Origin of the sequence: Zobellia galactanivorans, assembly GCF_000973105.1 — a bacterium.
Lineage (GTDB): Bacteria > Bacteroidota > Bacteroidia > Flavobacteriales > Flavobacteriaceae > Zobellia > Zobellia galactanivorans.
Genome location: NC_015844.1, coordinates 1,388,967 through 1,405,825, shown reverse-complemented (window position 1 = coordinate 1,405,825; position 16,859 = coordinate 1,388,967). Strand labels below are relative to the sequence as shown.

Annotated in this window: 14 protein-coding genes; 6 read left to right on the top strand and 8 right to left on the bottom strand. The window is 44.3% G+C overall.

Going from position 1 to position 16,859, the window contains the following annotated elements; genetic code table 11:
• The first annotated feature begins 143 nt into the window (after positions 1 to 143).
• Positions 144 to 950: a DNA/RNA non-specific endonuclease gene (locus ZOBGAL_RS05545; RefSeq protein ID WP_013992543.1), complete on the top strand. Its 807-nt coding sequence runs from the start codon at positions 144 to 146 to the stop codon at positions 948 to 950.
• Positions 951 to 995: 45 nt separating this feature from the next.
• On the opposite strand, the gene rodA is transcribed toward ZOBGAL_RS05545, so the two are convergent.
• The 8 genes from rodA to ZOBGAL_RS05505 all read right to left on the bottom strand — a co-directional run bounded on the left by rodA (position 996) and on the right by ZOBGAL_RS05505 (position 10,026).
• Positions 996 to 2,279, bottom strand: a complete 1,284-nt coding sequence (rodA, locus tag ZOBGAL_RS05540; RefSeq protein ID WP_013992542.1) for a rod shape-determining protein RodA — start codon at positions 2,277 to 2,279, stop codon at positions 996 to 998.
• A complete protein-coding gene (gene mrdA, locus ZOBGAL_RS05535; protein ID WP_013992541.1) occupies positions 2,269 to 4,137 on the bottom strand; it encodes a penicillin-binding protein 2 in 1,869 nt (622 codons plus the stop codon). The genes rodA and mrdA overlap by 11 nt, the downstream gene beginning before the upstream one ends.
• 46 nt (positions 4,138 to 4,183) lie before the next feature.
• Entirely contained in the window at positions 4,184 to 4,693 is a 510-nt protein-coding gene (locus ZOBGAL_RS05530; protein WP_013992540.1) for a hypothetical protein, read from the bottom strand.
• Positions 4,683 to 5,504, bottom strand: a complete 822-nt coding sequence (mreC, locus tag ZOBGAL_RS05525) for a rod shape-determining protein MreC (protein WP_013992539.1) — start codon at positions 5,502 to 5,504, stop codon at positions 4,683 to 4,685. Before mreC ends, ZOBGAL_RS05530 begins: the two co-directional genes overlap by 11 nt.
• Positions 5,505 to 5,590: 86 nt before the next feature.
• Complete coding sequence (locus ZOBGAL_RS05520; RefSeq protein ID WP_013992538.1) at positions 5,591 to 6,619, bottom strand: rod shape-determining protein; 1,029 nt, start codon at positions 6,617 to 6,619, stop codon at positions 5,591 to 5,593.
• Positions 6,620 to 6,686: 67 nt separating this feature from the next.
• Complete coding sequence (gene purH, locus ZOBGAL_RS05515) at positions 6,687 to 8,216, bottom strand: bifunctional phosphoribosylaminoimidazolecarboxamide formyltransferase/IMP cyclohydrolase (protein WP_013992537.1); 1,530 nt, start codon at positions 8,214 to 8,216, stop codon at positions 6,687 to 6,689.
• Positions 8,217 to 8,389: 173 nt separating this feature from the next.
• Positions 8,390 to 8,848, bottom strand: a complete 459-nt coding sequence (locus ZOBGAL_RS05510; RefSeq protein WP_013992536.1) for a GAF domain-containing protein — start codon at positions 8,846 to 8,848, stop codon at positions 8,390 to 8,392.
• 101 nt (positions 8,849 to 8,949) lie between these two features.
• The gene (locus ZOBGAL_RS05505) at positions 8,950 to 10,026 is read right to left on the bottom strand and encodes a hypothetical protein (RefSeq protein ID WP_013992535.1); all 1,077 of its coding nucleotides are present in this window, start codon (positions 10,024 to 10,026) and stop codon (positions 8,950 to 8,952) included.
• Between the two features lie 237 nt (positions 10,027 to 10,263).
• On the opposite strand from ZOBGAL_RS05505, the gene ZOBGAL_RS05500 reads away from it, so the two are divergent.
• From ZOBGAL_RS05500 to ZOBGAL_RS05480, 5 genes are all read left to right on the top strand, one after another.
• On the top strand, positions 10,264 to 10,677 hold the full coding sequence (locus tag ZOBGAL_RS05500) for an HYC_CC_PP family protein (RefSeq protein ID WP_013992534.1): 414 nt from the start codon (positions 10,264 to 10,266) through the stop codon (positions 10,675 to 10,677).
• 97 nt (positions 10,678 to 10,774) lie between these two features.
• Positions 10,775 to 11,341, top strand: coding sequence for an AraC family transcriptional regulator (locus ZOBGAL_RS05495; RefSeq protein WP_046287366.1), 567 nt, complete (start codon positions 10,775 to 10,777; stop codon positions 11,339 to 11,341).
• A gap of 73 nt (positions 11,342 to 11,414) precedes the next feature.
• Positions 11,415 to 13,910: a heavy metal translocating P-type ATPase gene (locus tag ZOBGAL_RS05490; protein ID WP_013992532.1), complete on the top strand. Its 2,496-nt coding sequence runs from the start codon at positions 11,415 to 11,417 to the stop codon at positions 13,908 to 13,910.
• A gap of 17 nt (positions 13,911 to 13,927) precedes the next feature.
• The gene (locus ZOBGAL_RS05485) at positions 13,928 to 16,165 is read left to right on the top strand and encodes a TonB-dependent receptor (protein WP_013992531.1); all 2,238 of its coding nucleotides are present in this window, start codon (positions 13,928 to 13,930) and stop codon (positions 16,163 to 16,165) included.
• A 24-nt stretch (positions 16,166 to 16,189) separates the two neighbouring features.
• The gene (locus ZOBGAL_RS05480; protein ID WP_013992530.1) at positions 16,190 to 16,546 is read left to right on the top strand and encodes a heavy-metal-associated domain-containing protein; all 357 of its coding nucleotides are present in this window, start codon (positions 16,190 to 16,192) and stop codon (positions 16,544 to 16,546) included.
• Positions 16,547 to 16,859 lie beyond the last annotated feature (313 nt).

Below are 16,859 nucleotides of genomic sequence, written 5' to 3'. Positions count from 1 at the left end.
CCAAAAGCCCGACCGGTGTATTGGCCTTACTTTGATTACTGTTCTAAGTTTTGTTTTCGGTATTGGGGTATAAGGGCGTCCATAATGAATCGCGCGTCCGTTCTATCGGTCTAAACCTAAAATTTACCCTATTTTTGAGGTGCATGAATAGAAAAACAATTTATACCATTTTAACCATCTGCTGCGTGGTCGGCTTTTGGTTGTTCGATAATTTTTATACGCCCGCAACCTATTCGGATACGTCAGGGGATGGGCCTAAAACTGCGATTGCCTCCAGTTTGATGCCCAGCTCCACAACGGGGGAAATTGTCGAGCACAGCCATTTTACCCTTTCCTATAACGAGCCTTATGAGCAGGCGGAATGGGTGGCCTATACTTTAAAAAAAGAGCACCTGACGAACGATGATCGTAAAAGGCCCTACTTTATCGAAGACCCCAAGGTGCGCACCAAATCTGCCGACTGGCGAAATTATAAAGGTTCGGGATATGATAGGGGGCATTTGTGCCCTGCAGGTGATCGAAGGTTTAGCAAACAAGCGTATAACGAGACGTTTTATACGAGTAATATCAGTCCCCAAGACCGTGATTTCAATGCCGGGATTTGGAATGAATTGGAGAAGCAGGTTCGTATATGGGCCAAGCGACATGGGGAAATTTTTGTAGTTACGGGGGGAGTTTTGGAAGAAGGGCTTGACGAGATCGGTGAAGAAGATGTAGATGTGCCAAAGTACTATTATAAAGTAATAGCCCGGGGCGATGGTGATGAAATAAGGATGCTGGCTTTTTTGATGGAAGGAAAAGAGTCTTCGAAACCTTTGAAGCAATTTAGTGTTTCCGTCGACGAAGTTGAAAAACGCACGGGAATCGATTTTTTCCGGAAGCTTCCTAAAAAATTACAAGATCAAAAGGAAAGCAAGGTCGATACCGGAAGCTGGAAGTTCAGTTTTTAGCCATCCAAAGCAATAGTCCTAATAAACAGGCATGGGCCTATCGTCTTAGATACCTTCCTTAAGACGGTTGGCATCCAATTTTAGGAAAATAAAAAGTAGGGCCGTAAAAAATAGGAGTCCCGATCCACCATAACTAAAGAAGGGCAGGGGAATACCAATGGTAGGCAATACGCCTATCACCATGCCGATGTTTATAAAATAGTGTACCAATAGGATGGATATAACGCCGTAACCATACATGCGTGCAAAGCCCGTTTTCTGACGTTCGGAAAGGTAGACCAGCCGTAATAATAGAAAGGTAAAGAGCAATACCACGGTAGCGGTGCCCAAAAAGCCCCATTCTTCACCAACCGTACTGAAGATATAGTCAGTATGTTGCTCAGGTACGAAGTCGCCTTTGGTTCGTGTTCCTTCCAAGAAACCCTTTCCCCAGAAACCACCCGATTCAATGGCTTTTTCAGATTGATAGGTGTTGTAGCCAATGGTTTTTCGGATCTGCTCCAATTTAGCAGGGTCTTTCTCCAATCGTAACCACAGGCTGAATCGGTCTCGGTGACGTTGTTCAAAAACGTTGTTGAAGACAAAATCAACGGAGAGCGAAAACAAGATGGTCAGCATCACGGCTATGGCCGTAGGGATGACCGGAACCTTGAATTTCTTCTTTTTGAGCAAAAAGAAGAGTATTAAGATAAGGGCGATACCGATGGTGATCCAAATCGTACCGAACATTAGGGTCGTCACAAAAATAAGAATGGCAAAGAAGGCAATTCCCAAATAGTATATAGGAAGCCCTTCCCTAAAGATAACAAAGGATAGGGAGAAAAAGACCAAGGCACTACCGGGATCCGGTTGAGGGATGATCAGTATGGCCGGAATCAAGATGATCAAGAAAGCATAGAGCTGATCTTTGTTGCGTTTGATGTCGGTTTGAATATCACTGAGATATTTGGCCAAGGCCAAGGCCGTAGCTACTTTGGCGAGCTCAGAGGGTTGAAGGTTAAAAAAACCGAGGTCGTACCATGAGGTAGCTCCGGCAATGGTCTTTCCGAAAGCGAAAAGGCCGAGCAGCAGCACCATGGAGATGATATAGAGTACACTGGAGAAGCGTTCGTAAAAATTAGCTTCAAGGGCCAGCAAGATTACAATCGATGCAAAACTGGTAAGGATAAAGAAAAGTTGTTTACCGTGAAGGGTGCTGAAATCGAATATAGACGAATCGCTTTCGGAAAAAGTACTCGAATAGATATTGACCCATCCAATGGTCAGTAGCAATACATAAAAGAGAACGGAGAGCCAATCGATACGTTTGAGGACGCTTTTACCAGACATACTCGTTTATCTTGAATTCTTTGCCGCTATAAGGTTTGGCATATTCCTTTTCCAAAGTTTTTTCTAACATACGTTTTTCAAGGTCTTTTCTAGTAATTTCTCCCTTGATGTATTTTTCGATCATAAGCGAAGCTATGTGGCCCGCATACCGAGATCCGTAGTAGCCGTTTTCGATGTATACGGCAATTGCTATCTTAGGGTCTTCTACTGGGGCGAAAGCAACAAATACCGAGTGGTCGGTAAGCTGCACGCGAACACTGTCTATTTTGGTATAATTTTCGACCGTACCGGTTTTTCCGGCAATTTTGACACCAGGAATCTGAAGCCATCGGGCCGTTCCTTTTTCGTAAACGTCGGCCATACCTTGAACGACCGGTTCAAAATATTTTTTGTCGATCGTAGTATGTTTCGGCTCTACAAAATCGGGTATGCTAATGTCTTTTCCGTCAACTTTCTTTAGGATGTGCGGGGTAAAATAGTGTCCGCGGTTGGCAATGGCTGCCGTCATATTGGCCAATTGTATGGGGGTTGCGGCTACCTCGCCCTGGCCTATGGAGTTGGATATGATATATGAAGAAGACCATCGGTTGTCTCCGTACCATTTGTCGTAATACTCCTTGCTGGGGATCCTCCCTTTCTTTCCTGTCGGCAGATCATAGCCCAAGTATTGGCCTAGGCCAAAACTCTTCATGTGTTTTTCCCAGACGTCCATACCCTCGTCAGTGGTCTCGAATTTGTCGTATATCTTCCGGAAGGTCGCGGCAAAATAGGCGTTACAGGATTTGTAGATTCCGTCGTTCAGTTTGCGCAGGCCGCCTCCACAGTGGCATCCTCTTTTTTTTCTTCCAACATAAAAACCGTTGTAGCATTGTACCGTTGTGTTCGGGGTAATCACACCTTCCTGTAGTGCGACCAAGGCGTTTAGGGTCTTAAAAGGGGAACCGGGCGAGCCTTCGGCCAAAATAGATCGGTCGAACAAAGGTTTTGATATAGAATCGTAATGTAGTTTGCTGTAATTTTTTGAACGTTCCCTGCCTACCAATAAGGAGGGGTCGTAAGTAGGGCCGGATATCATGGCCAAAATCTCCCCAGAGGAAGGTTCTAAAGCGACAATGCCCCCACGCTTACCGTTCATGAGAAGTTCTCCGTATTCTTGAAGGGTTTTGTCTATGGTGATGTTTATTTCTAGGCCTTGTTCGGGAAGGGTGTCCATTATACCCCCTTTATACTTGCCTATATCGCGATTGTAGCGGTCTTTCTGAATGTACTGCACCCCTTTTCGGCCACGAAGGATGTCTTCGTATTGTTTTTCCACGCCGGTACGTCCGGTGAGCTCACCCTGTACGTAGTACGGGTTTTTGGCCAGGTCGCGATCGTTTACCTCACTGATATATCCAAGTACATTGGCGGCACTCTTGGTGTCGTAATAGCGCAAGGAGCGTTTTTGAATATAGAATCCGCGATAGTGCCTCATTTTTTCTTGAAGCCTGGCGTAATCTTCTTTTGAAAGTTGGGGGACAAAAACTGAGGGCAACCTAGGGGAATAAACCCGTGCTTTGTGCAGTTCTTTTTTGAACTTGGCCTTGTCGATGCCAAGTAGGCCACAGAATTCAAGGGTGTCGAGTTCCCTTACTTCCCTGGGAATTACCATCACATCATAAGCAGGATCGTTACCCACAAGTAGCTTTCCGTTTCTATCGTAAATATAGCCGCGCTCAGGATAATCGTAGACCCTTTTTATGGCGGGATCTTCCAAGACCTGGTCGGGCGAGAAACTGAATATCTGTAGATAAGACAGTCTGCCGAGAAACGTAATACCAATGATTACGATTATAGATGATAATAGCAACTTTTTCATCTAAGATGAAATTTATGATTAAAGAAGTTCAAATTAGCGATTTGATCTATTCTTTCTTTACACTAAAAAGTGAGCCAAAAAGCAAGCAAAGAATTAGGGTTCCAGTACCTGTAGCCAATACTTTCTTCAAAATTAAGAGGAAATTGGCCAAACTAAAAATTTCCAACGTAAAGAAAACAAAGTGATGTACTATAATCAATAACGCTAAAAACGTAATTTGTTGTACCCTAGTGGTATTACTTAGTTTAAAACTTTGAAATTCAAAATTCACCCCAAAAACAAAACGCATAATCGCCGGTCTCATATAGGCGATCGTAATGGTCGATGCGGCGTGAATGGCCATGGTGTCGGAAAAGAAATCTATGGCTATACCGAGTAAAAAACCGAGTCCGATAAAGGCGGCCCTATTTTCTTTAATAGGGTACCAATAAAGAAACAGAATGTACACCATGGGGTTGATAAACCCGAAAAAGTTCAGCTTGTTGAAGACCAGCACCTGAACGAGTACCAGAAGCAGAAAACGAACGACATTTAAAAAATAGTAGTTACTGACCATTCGTCTCCGTTTGTTTTTCGAGTTCTAAAATTTCTTCGCGATAGGTGTTTTTTACAATATAGACATTTTTGATATTCGTCATATCGTTAAATAGGGCCACGTCTATATTGTAAAAACTTTTAGAGGTGTTGAGGTCAAACTTCCGAATGGTCCCTATAGGTATGCCTTCTGGGAAAATACTGCTCATTCCGCCCGTAACAATGGTATCGCCGATCGTAAGCGGTACCAATCGTGGGATGTCGACCAATTGCACTATGTTGTATTGTTTCATATTCCAGACCAAGGAGCCGAAATGGTCGGTGTTCTTGATCTTGGCGTTGATGTTCGATTTCTCGTTCAGGATAGATTGTACGGTAGAGAAATTGTTGGAGGTGTTCTCTATGATACCTAAAATACCCTTACTGGTAATTACTCCCATATCGGGTTGAACGCTATCTTTTCGCCCCTTGTCTATGGTGATGTAATTGCGGGGGTCGGCAAAGCTGTTTTTTATGACCTTGGCGGTAGTAATGGTATAGGTTTGTTGAACCGAATCAAGCACGGTCGTATCGATTTGCGTTCTGTTGAACAGCAATTTTCGGAGATAGGTGTTCTCCTCCATGAGTTTTTGGTTCTCTTGGTCAAGGCCGAAATACGTAGAAACGTTATTCGATGTTCTTAATATGTTTCCGGTAATCCAGTTTGATGAATTAAAGAACCGCGATTGGTGGTACGAATGTGATTGAATAGTGAAACCCAGGGAAACAATCATCAAAAAGACATAAAGAAGGAAATTCTTATATCGAATGATAAAATTGATGATCTGCTGCATTCACTTGTTGTTTGGTGAAAACTGCGAAGCAATTCCGAACGGAAATAAAATTAAAACCCTTGAAATCGCCCCGAAATCTTTAGGTTTTATTTGATAAGGATACTTTTGTAACGCTCTAGGTTCTTGAGTGCAATACCTGTGCCCCTAACTACGGCCCTTAGGGGGTCTTCTGCAATGTATACGGGTAAATCCGTTTTTTGCGATAACCTTCTGTCAAGTCCGCGTAACATAGAACCACCACCGGCGAGATAGATACCGGTATTGTAAATATCGGCAGCTAATTCTGGAGGGGTTTGCGAAAGCGTTTCCATTACCGCATCTTCTACACGAAGAATCGATTTGTCCAAAGCCTTGGCGATCTCACGGTATGAAATCTGAACTTGTTTGGGCTTACCGGTCAACAGATCTCGACCTTGTACGGATTTTTCGTCCGGAGGGGTCTGAAGGTCTTCGGTAGCCGAACCTATTTCGATTTTTATATTTTCTGCGGTAGCCTCGCCCACATAAAGGTTGTGTTGGGTACGCATGTAGTATATGATATCATTGGTGAAAACATCACCTGCAATCTTTACTGATTTGTCGCAAACAATACCACCTAAGGCAATTACGGCAATCTCGGTAGTACCACCCCCTATATCGACGATCATATTTCCTTTGGGCTGCATAATGTCAAGACCGATACCGATGGCGGCTGCCATGGGTTCGTGTATCAAATAGACTTCCTTGCCGTTCACACGTTCGGCCGATTCCTTTACCGCACGCATTTCTACCTCTGTAATGCCCGAAGGAATACAGATGACCATGCGCAATGCAGGTGGAAACCACTTTTTCTTTAGGGCAGGTATGTTTTTGATAAACATATTGATCATCTTTTCAGATGCATCAAAATCTGCGATAACCCCATCTTTTAGCGGACGGATCGTCTTAATGTTTTCGTGGGTCTTGCCCTGCATCATATTCGCCTCTTTCCCTACGGCAATAATTTTGCCTGATATTCGGTCGCGGGCGACAATGGACGGACTGTCAACAACTACTTTGTCCATGTGAATGATTAGGGTGTTCGCCGTACCTAAATCGATGGCGATTTCCTCTGTCAAGAAATCAAAAAATCCCATTTGTAATCTTCTTTGGTTATGTTACTAGCTTGATAAGGGGTGTATTTCATCGGTAAAAGTAGTGAAATTAATGCTTGAAATGACGTGTTCCCGTCATTACCATAGATACATTGTTTTCATTACAATAATCGATACTTAATTGGTCTTTTATAGACCCGCCCGGCTGTATAACGCTAGAAATACCACTTTTATTGGCTATTTCTACACAATCTGGGAAAGGAAAGAACGCATCGCTCGCCATTACGGCCCCTTCAAGGTCGAAATTAAATGTTTTTGCCTTGTGAATCGCTTGGTTTAAGGCATCTACGCGAGAGGTCTGTCCAGTTCCGCTAGCACATAATTGTTTGTTTTTTGCAAGCACTATGGTGTTCGATTTGGTGTGCTTGCACAACTTTGAAGCAAAAAGAAGGTCTTCCAATTCGCGTTCCGATGGTTTTGAGTCGGTTACGTACTGTAATTCGTCAAGGGTGTCGGTCCTGTAATCTTTGTCTTGAACCAAATATCCGTTAAGGCATGTCCTGACCAAAGTCTCTGGCAAGGCCACGTCGTTTTGGATCAGAATGATCCTGTTCTTTTTACCTTTTAATATTTCAAGGGCTTCGGCAGAATAGCTCGGTGCGATGACCACTTCACAGAATAGGCCGTGGATTTCTTCGGCCGTAGCTTTGTCGATCTCTACATTGCTGATCAAGATGCCGCCAAAAGCCGATACCGGATCACCGGCCAAGGCATCTACATAGGCTTGGTGAATGGTTTCGCGTTGGGCAAGGCCACAAGCGTTGTTGTGTTTTAAAATGGCAAAGGTAGGGGCGTCGTTCTTGAATTCGCTCATGAGGTTGACGGCTGCATCAACATCTAAGAGGTTGTTGTACGAAAGTTCCTTTCCGTGCAATTTGTCGAACATAGAGTCGAAATCGCCAAAGAAAAACCCTTTTTGGTGGGGGTTTTCCCCATAACGCAATACCTGGCCTTTAGATTCGCTTATTTTAAGCGTAGCTTCTTGCTGCTCGCCGTTAAAGTAATTGTAAATGGCGGTATCGTAGTGGGAGGAAACATTGAACGACTTGGCTGCAAATCGTTTGCGGTCTTCAAGACTGGTACTTCCGTTGCCGTTCGAGATGACCTCTAGGAAGTCTGAATAGTCTTCCATGGAAGAAACGCAGAGTACGTCTTTGAAGTTTTTGGCGGCTGCGCGGATAAGCGAAATGCCACCTATGTCGATTTTTTCAATAATATCTTGTTCCGAAGCACCACTGGCAACGGTTTTTTCAAAAGGATAGAGGTCTACGATAACGATATCTATCTGGGGTATTTCAAACTCTTCCAACTGGGCAACATCACTTTCGTTGTCTTGTCGGTTCAAGATTCCCCCAAAAACTTTGGGGTGTAATGTTTTTACCCTACCCCCTAAAATGGAAGGGTAACTGGTTACATCTTCAACGGGTATTACATCAACGCCAAGCTCTTTTATGAATTTTTCCGTTCCCCCGGTGGAGTATATCGTAATACCGAGTTCTTGAAATTTTTTGATGATCGGTTCCAATCCATCTTTATGGAATACGGAAATAAGTGCGGAAGAAGCTTTTTTGATGCTCATTTTGATAGGATGTTGTTACTTGGTTAAAAGACACGCAAAAGTAATTTTTTTGAAAGAAAAAACAGGCGAGGTTATCAACAAAACTTCTAAAGTTTTGAACCGATAAGGCCGAAATTACGGGGTCTTTAGGCCTAATTGGGGCAATTTACCAAAAATGAGCTGGTTCAACAGGCCTATAAAGTGTAGATTTTGGCTACTTCGGCATTGATGAATTCCAGAAAGCGCTCGTCTTCTTCCGTAAATGGGTCAGGGGTGTTCGAGTCGATGTCGATCTGTCCCACATTCGCTCCGTCAATGAACAAGGGGACAACAATTTCGGCCTTGACCGTAATGCTGCAGGCAATATAATTGTCTTGGGCCTGTACGTCCGGAACCACGAAGTTCTGGTTTGAAACGGCAACTTGGCCACAAATTCCCTTGCCGAAAGGTATGATGGTGTGATCCGTAGGTGCGCCGGCATAGGGGCCGAGTTTTAGCTCTTCCTTGTCGCCGTTCTTAAAATAGAAGCCTACCCAATCATAGTGGGGTACGGTTTCCTTTAATAGCTCGCAAAGCTCTTGAAGGCGTTGGTCTACGGTTAGATCGGTAGTGTTGAGGATGGCGCTGGCCTTGGTGCGTAATTCGTTGAACATGCTATTTTTTGTGCAAAAATAAGCTTTTGGAAACAAAACTATGGGCAACAAAAAAAGGGATGTCGAATCAACGACATCCCTTTTCGATTGCTTTTAAAAGATTAAGGTTGGATCTTTACGTCAAAGACAATGTAGTCTTTAGTGCCGTATCCGGCTTTGATCTCTGTAATTTTAATCAGGCCTTTTTTGCCGTATTCATCAACAAATTCGATAACATCTCCAACGTTAAGGTTGGTTGTCTTTTCAAAATTAGGTTTGGCAATGTTGTTTAAGTCTCCTGAAGAGGTAATGGCGTCAAAATCGGCCGCAGTTTTGCTGGAGAGTTCCAAGTAAAAATTATTCAACGTTTCCGTTGCAGCGTTTTCTTCCGTTGCATCGGCCTCAAGTCCTTCAACGTCAAATGGGAATACATCGTTATACGTGGCGGTAGAGGCAAATGAGGCTTTGTCGTCAGCCGAATCCCCTGAGGCGCCATAGTAGTATCCGAAATCCCAAAAAGCTCTATATTCAGGTCCTTTGTCTATTCGGTATGCGGAACCGTTTAGAAGGGAGAAGAATGTTTCGGTAGAACCATCTTCAGCTGGGGCATATAGCTTGATATCTGTAAATTCACGTACGTTAGCGGTAGGGTTGGTTCCGTTACCAACTTTAACGGTAATCGTTCCTACGCCTAGGGCTTTTCTTTTGGTAGGATCCCTAAAATCTCCTTTTCCCGTTGTGGTCCAGAATTGGTAAACGATTTCCCCGTTGTCAATATCGGGCACAGGAAGTTCAAAAGTAAAGTCAATGGCTTTTTGGGTATCTCCATCCAAATCTACCGAACCATCGCCTTTAAGGGCTTTTTTAAGGTCTTTACCTTCAATGTTGAAGTTGTTGAAAGGCATTTCTCCGCTACCGGAGATGTTTTGCGTGATGTATAATCTCTTCTGGTTCTTTGTAGATGTGTAAATGATACGCCCAGGTACGGTCGTACCTACCTCGCCGGATGCTTCGGCGACCAAAATATCATTGGAACCATCGTTTTCGTTAATTACTAGGGTGGCTATTGAGGATTCATCCCCTGTATCTATTGGGGAGTCGAAAACAGAGCCTTCATCCGTGCTACAGCTTGTTGCTAGAAAGGCTAATGCAAATACTGCAAATCCTGATTTTACGACTGATCTTAATTTTTTTTTCATTTGTATTGCTTTACTTTTTTAATACTAATTGTTCGGGGAGTGAGTTTAATCCGTCATGCCATAACTCAAAAAACGGACTATAAGTATGTCAAGTGGTAAAAAAAATACGATGAGAGGCTATTTTGCGGCAATAATTAAATGTTTATGTCTTAGGATAGAGGTCGTGAAACCTCTAAATTTTAGTTAAAGCGAGCTATTTGGGCCGGGCTAGGTCGTTTATTTCATAAATTTGCGTTAATGAAAGAAAAACTACATCGTTGTCTTTCTTGCCTTATGGCAATTGTACTCTTGCTTTCTACCACTTCGTTCAAGGTAGAGAAGCACTATTGTATGGGGCATTTGGTAGATGTTGCTTTTTTTGTCGATGCCCAGGATTGTGGTATGGATATGCCATTGGGTGATGACATGCCCGCATCTGTTGAAAAATCGTCATGCTGTGCCAGCGAAGTAATCGCCATGGAAGGGCAGAACGATGTAAAACCTTCTTTTAACGACTTCCAGCTAGATCAAAAAGTGTTTTTGGTCGCTTATACATATTCTTATATTGGCTTGTTTGAACCTTTGACAAAAAGGAACCAGACCTATGCACAATATCATCCTCCTAAGATTGTCGAGAACATCCAGTTGCTCGACCAGGTTTTTCTGATCTGATTTATTTTTAGTTTCCTTTCCAATCTATTCTCGAAGTAAGTATGGCCAAGCTGCCTATGTGCTTCAAATTGTTTTGAATTTGCTAAAAATAGTTCTGATGAAAACAGTTTTTCATATTAAAAATATGGTCTGTGATCGGTGCAAAATGATTGTTTCGCAGTCGTTTGAGGCCTTGGGCGCGACACTTGTTGATGTTGAGCTGGGCGCGGTTACCGTTGCTTCCGACAAGGCCTTCGACCACGGGCGACTTCGCCAGGTCTTGGAAAATAAGGGCTTTGAATTGATGGCCGATAAAACCGATATTGTAATCGAACAGATCAAGGCCGCACTTATCGATTTTGTCGATTCCGAAAAGTCGGGCGACGAGATCAATGTTTCCGTTTTCCTATCGGGAAAGCTCAACCGCGAATACTCTTATTTAAGCAAGCTTTTTAGTAGAAGGGAAGGTATTTCCATAGAAAAGTATGTCATTCACCTGAAAACGGAAAAGGCCAAGGAATTGATCCAGATGAACGAATTGAGCTTTTCTGAAATTGCCTATGCCCTGGGCTATAAAAGTAGCAGCCATTTGGCCCGGCAGTTTAAGTCGGTTACGGGGTATTCAATGACGGAATACAAGAACATGGGGAATTGGGAGCGCAAATCCCTTGACCAAATTGTATAAGCCTTAACCATAACTAGTCAAAAGTACTCCGTATTTACGGTGTAATTTTGTGGTGTATTTAAAGATTGTAATAATGAAAGAGACCTATCATATACACGGAATGAGCTGTAATGGCTGTAGGGCCCACGTCGAGCAGACCTTGTCGAACGTCGAGGGGGTGGCCAAGGTGTCGGTCGATTTGAAAAAGGCCGAAGCGGTCGTGGAAATGGACGATCAATTGTCCTTGGCCGATTTACAAGTGGCTATGGAGAAGGATGGCGGACACTATTCCATTCACGAGCTAGGGGCGCACCACCATGAAGTTGAAAAAGCAAGGAAGGTGGAAAATGGCAATGGGGTTTTCTATTGCCCCATGCACTGTGAAGGCGATAAAACCTATACCGAACCCGGTGATTGTCCGGTTTGCGGAATGGATTTGGTGGAAGAGGTAAGTGCGGTGCCTAGCGGTGCCCAAGAATACACCTGCCCCATGCATCCTGAAATTGTACGTGACGCCCCGGGCGATTGCCCGATTTGTGGGATGGACTTGGTGCCTAAACAGGCCGATATATCCGCAGAGGAAAAGAGCTATAATAAATTGTTGCACAAGTTTAAGGTCGCCGTGGCCTTTACCTTGCCCATTTTTATCATTGCCATGTCCGATATGATACCGGGCAATCCGTTACAAGATGTCTTGGGACGGAAATATTGGAATTGGATCCAGTTCGGTCTTTCGCTTCCAGTGGTTTTTTATGCTACATGGATGTTTTTTGAACGGGCCTACCGATCGGTAAAAACATGGAACCTTAATATGTTCACCTTAATCGGTATCGGCGCAGGTGTGGCATGGTTGTTCAGTGTTTTTGCCATTTTGGTGCCCGATTTTTTTCCGCCCCAGTTCAAAACCGATCAAGGTACGGTACATGTGTATTTTGAGGCGGCCACGGTTATCTTGACCCTAGTTCTTTTTGGTCAGCTTTTAGAGGCCCGTGCCCATAGCAAAACCAACAGTGCGGTAAAAGAGTTGCTCAAATTGGCGCCCAATAAAGCTGTTCGTGTTGTTGATGGAAAAGAAGAGACCATTACCATCGATCAGATCGTAAAGGGCGATTTGCTTCGCGTAAAACCAGGGGATAAAATTCCTGTGGACGGAATTATTACGGAAGGTGAAAGTGTGGTGGACGAATCCATGATTACGGGTGAACCGGTACCTGTTCAAAAAGAGGAGGGCGCTACGGTGCATTCGGGAACCATAAACGGCAAGGGGTCTTTTATAATGAAGGCCGAAAAAGTGGGTGCGGAGACCTTGCTTTCACAGATTATCGATATGGTCAATAAGGCCAGTCGTAGTCAGGCCCCCATTCAGAAACTGGCCGATAAGATCTCGGGTTATTTTGTGCCTACGGTAGTCTTTGTTTCGGTGGTTACCTTTATTGTTTGGGTCATCTTTGGTCCCGAACCCGTCTATGTTTACGCCTTGGTAAATGCCATTGCCGTATTGATCATTGCCTGCCCTTGTGCTTTGGGTCTGGCTACGCCGATGTCGGTAATGGTAGGGGTTGGCAAAGGGGCGCAATCGGGCGTCTTGATAAAAAATGCCGAGGCCCTCGAGCGTATGGCCAAGATAGATACCCTGGTCATAGATAAGACAGGGACCATTACCGAGGGAAAACCTTCGGTGGAAGGGCTGTATGCAGTTGCCGACTTTGACAGCAACAAGGTGTTGCAATATATCGTTTCCTTGAACCAATACAGTGAGCACCCGCTGGCCGATGCTACCGTGCAATACGGTAAGGCCCAGGGCGTAGCTGTCTTAAAGGTGCTTGATTTTGATTCCGTTACCGGAAAAGGGGTGCGGGGGAAAATTGGTGATGAATCCGTGGTTTTGGGCAATGAGCAAATGATGGTCGGGTCTGAAGTCCCTATTTCCGAGGCCTTGAAATCCGAGGTCGAGGTATATCAAAAACAAGGTAAAACGGTGTCGTATCTGGCAGTAAACGATAAGGCGGCAGGATATGTGGTAATTGGCGACAAGATCAAGGAGACCAGTAAAAAGGCCATTCAAAAGCTGCAGGATTCGGGTATTGCCGTGGTTATGTTGACAGGTGATAACTGGAATACGGCGAAGGCTGTTGCCGATGCGTTGAACCTGGCCGATTTTAAGGCGGGTATGCTTCCGCAAGACAAACTTGCCGAGGTAGAGCGCTTACAGGCCCAAGGAAAAAAAGTGGCCGTGGCCGGAGATGGTATCAATGATGCTCCTGCATTGGCCAAGAGCGATGTGGGCATCGCCATGGGCACGGGTACCGATGTGGCTATCGAAAGTGCGGCGATTACCTTGGTAAAGGGCGATTTGCACGGTATTGTAAAAGCTTATGGGTTGAGCCGTGCGGTTATGGAAAATATCAAGCAGAATCTCTTTTTCGCCTTGATCTACAATACGGTGGGCATACCCATAGCCGCTGGGGTATTGTACCCGGTATTTGGCTTGTTGTTATCACCCATGATTGCGGCCTTGGCCATGAGCTTTAGCTCGGTTTCGGTCATAGCGAACGCCTTGCGTTTGCGGACCAAAAAAATAGATGAATAGTATTGAATAAAATATAAATGAATAAATATATAGTAGTATGGGTAGCGGCGCTGTTGCCGTGGTTGGCTTTTTCACAGGAAAAAGTTGAAGGAACAGTCATCGATTCGGGGGCGTCAAATGAACAGGGGCTTCCGGGTGCCAACGTGTATTGGATGAATTCCCAAATCGGGGTGGTAACCGATATTGACGGAAAATTTTCCATTCCTTATAAAAAAGAGTACAATAAGTTGATCGTGAGTTATGTCGGATATGAGTCCGATACCTTAGCGGTCAACGCCCCCAAGACGCTTCGGTTGCGGTTAAAGGCTTCCAATACCTTGGATGAGGTGGTAGTGCAGCAAAAACGGGACGATATTCAGAAAGCCTATTTTAGTCCGCAGAACGTGGTTACGGTAAACAGTGCCGAATTGTTGAAGGCGGCCTGTTGTAATTTGGCCGAAAGTTTTGAGACCAACCCCGCCATAGATGTGAACCTATCCGATGGTTTAACGGGTACCAAGCAAATTCAGATGTTGGGGTTGACGAGTCCGTATTTGTTGATTACCCAAGAAAATATTCCCATGGTCCGCGGGGCTTCGCAGGCCTATGGCCTCACCTTTACGCCCGGAACCTGGATCGAAAGTATTCAGATTACCAAGGGGGCGGGAAGTGTGGTGAACGGATATGAGAGTATTTCGGGCCAGATCAATACCGAGTTGGTAAAACCCCTTACCGATAATGCCATTTTTGTGAATGGGTATGGGAATGAAAACGGACGCTATGAGCTGAATACGCATTTCAATAAAAAGCTTAACGAAAAGTGGAGTACGGGACTGTATATTCACGGAAACAAAAGAACCCAAAAGGAAGATGATAACGGAGACGGCTTTCTCGATGCTCCCCTGGCCGACCAGATCAATGTAATGAACCGATGGCAGTACCAAGATCCCGAAAAGGGATGGGTGAGCTTCTTTAACGTGCGCTTTTTGAATGATGGGAAGCAGGTCGGGCAGGTAGATTTTAATCCCGATACCGATAAGTTTACGACCCATGCATGGGGTAGCGAAATCAATACCCGAAGGTTCGATACTTCCTTGAAACTGGGCTACGTTTTTCCGGAATTGCCTTTTCAGAGTTTCGGCTTTCAAACGGCCTATAGCCTCCATAAGCAGGATTCGTACTTTGGATTTAGGACCTATGATATCAACCATGAGAGCATATACACCAATTTGCTTTTTAATTCGATTATCGGCGATACCCGAAATAAGTTTAAAACAGGACTCTCCTTTGCCTATGATGGATATGATGAGTTGGTGAATACAACGGATTATTCCCGGGAAGATAAGTCCGTCGGCGCTTTTATGGAGTACAGCTATGAGAACCTGGAAAAGGTAAGCTTGACGGCGGGCCTTCGTGTAGACAACCATAATAGGTTGGGCACTTTTGTAACCCCGAGGTTTCATATACGTTATACGCCATGGGGTCAAGGAAGCCTAAGGGGCTCTTTCGGAAGGGGCAAGCGTGCGGCCAATATCTTTGCCGAAAACCAACAATTGTTCGCATCGTCGCGGCAAATCAATATCTTGAACGAAGGAGGGGAGGTTTACGGGCTGGAGCCCGAAGATGCCTGGAACTACGGAGTGAGTTTTTTGCAAGGGTTTAATTTTCTGAATAAGAAAGGTAATATTGCCCTTGATTATTATATTACCGACTTTAAGAACCAGGTGGTTGTCGATTGGGAAAACCCACAAGAGGTGTCCTTCTACAATTTGGATGGCGGCAGCAAGGCGAAAAGTTTTCAGGTAGAGGTGAATTACGAACTCTTGACGGGACTTGATTTACGTACGGCTTATAAGTATTACGATGTATCCACGGATTACAAGAGCGGTAATTTGCAAAAGCCTTTACAGGCCCAGCATCGGCTTTTTGCCAATTTAGGGTATAAGACCAAGGTAAAGGAAAACGGTTCGCAGTGGAAATTTGACTATACCCTGCACAGTATGGGGGAAAAGAGATTGCCCAACACGGCCTCAAACCCTGTGGCCTATCAACTGGCGGCATATTCATCGCCGTACAACCATATGAATGCCCAGATAACAAAAGTGTTCTCCAATACGTTTGAAATATATGTAGGGGGTGAAAACCTGTCGAATGTACAGCAAGATAATCCGGTGTTGGGTGCCGATAATCCTTTTGGCCCTAATTTTGATACCACTATCATATACGCGCCTATAATGGGCCGAATGTTCTATGGCGGATTCAGGGTTAAAATTTAATGACTATAAATAAACACAAGTAAAATGAAGACAACGATCGTAACAATGGTAATGACCCTTATGGTCATGGTGACATTTGCACAAGACAAGAACAAGAAAATGACCTTTGATGTCAACGGAAAATGTGCCATGTGCAAGGCGCGTATAGAAAAGGCGGCCCTTAATGTAAAAGGGGTCAAGTACGCTTCATGGGATATAGCTTCACATCAATTGTCCCTTATCATGGATGAACGAAAAACAGACCCCATGAAAATTAAATCGGCTATCGTGGCGGTTGGACACGATACCAAGGAGCTTAAGGCTACGGAAGAGGCTTACGAGAGTGTGCATCCTTGTTGTAGATATAGGGAAGACAATACCGATGATAGTGGGCATCACTAAAGTTATGGTGTTGTAAATTAGTTTCTTATGTCGGGTGTTGGGCAAGGTTGACCTATGCGAATTATTTTTGGTTAATTTTTTCCCAAAGCGGATATCACGAGTCAAAAAGTAATCTACCTTAGATTTGCTTATTTAATTATAGAAACTATGGCACAAGCAAAAAATGCAGGTAAACCATCTGCTAAGCCTTCACCGGCAAAGTCCGGTAAAAAGGCTGCTCCGAAAGCTGCTCCTAGAAAGAAGTAGTCGGTCGACCCGGTAGGGTCTAGATGTCGGACAGGAAAACCATCCCTTAAAAAAGGATGGTTTTTTT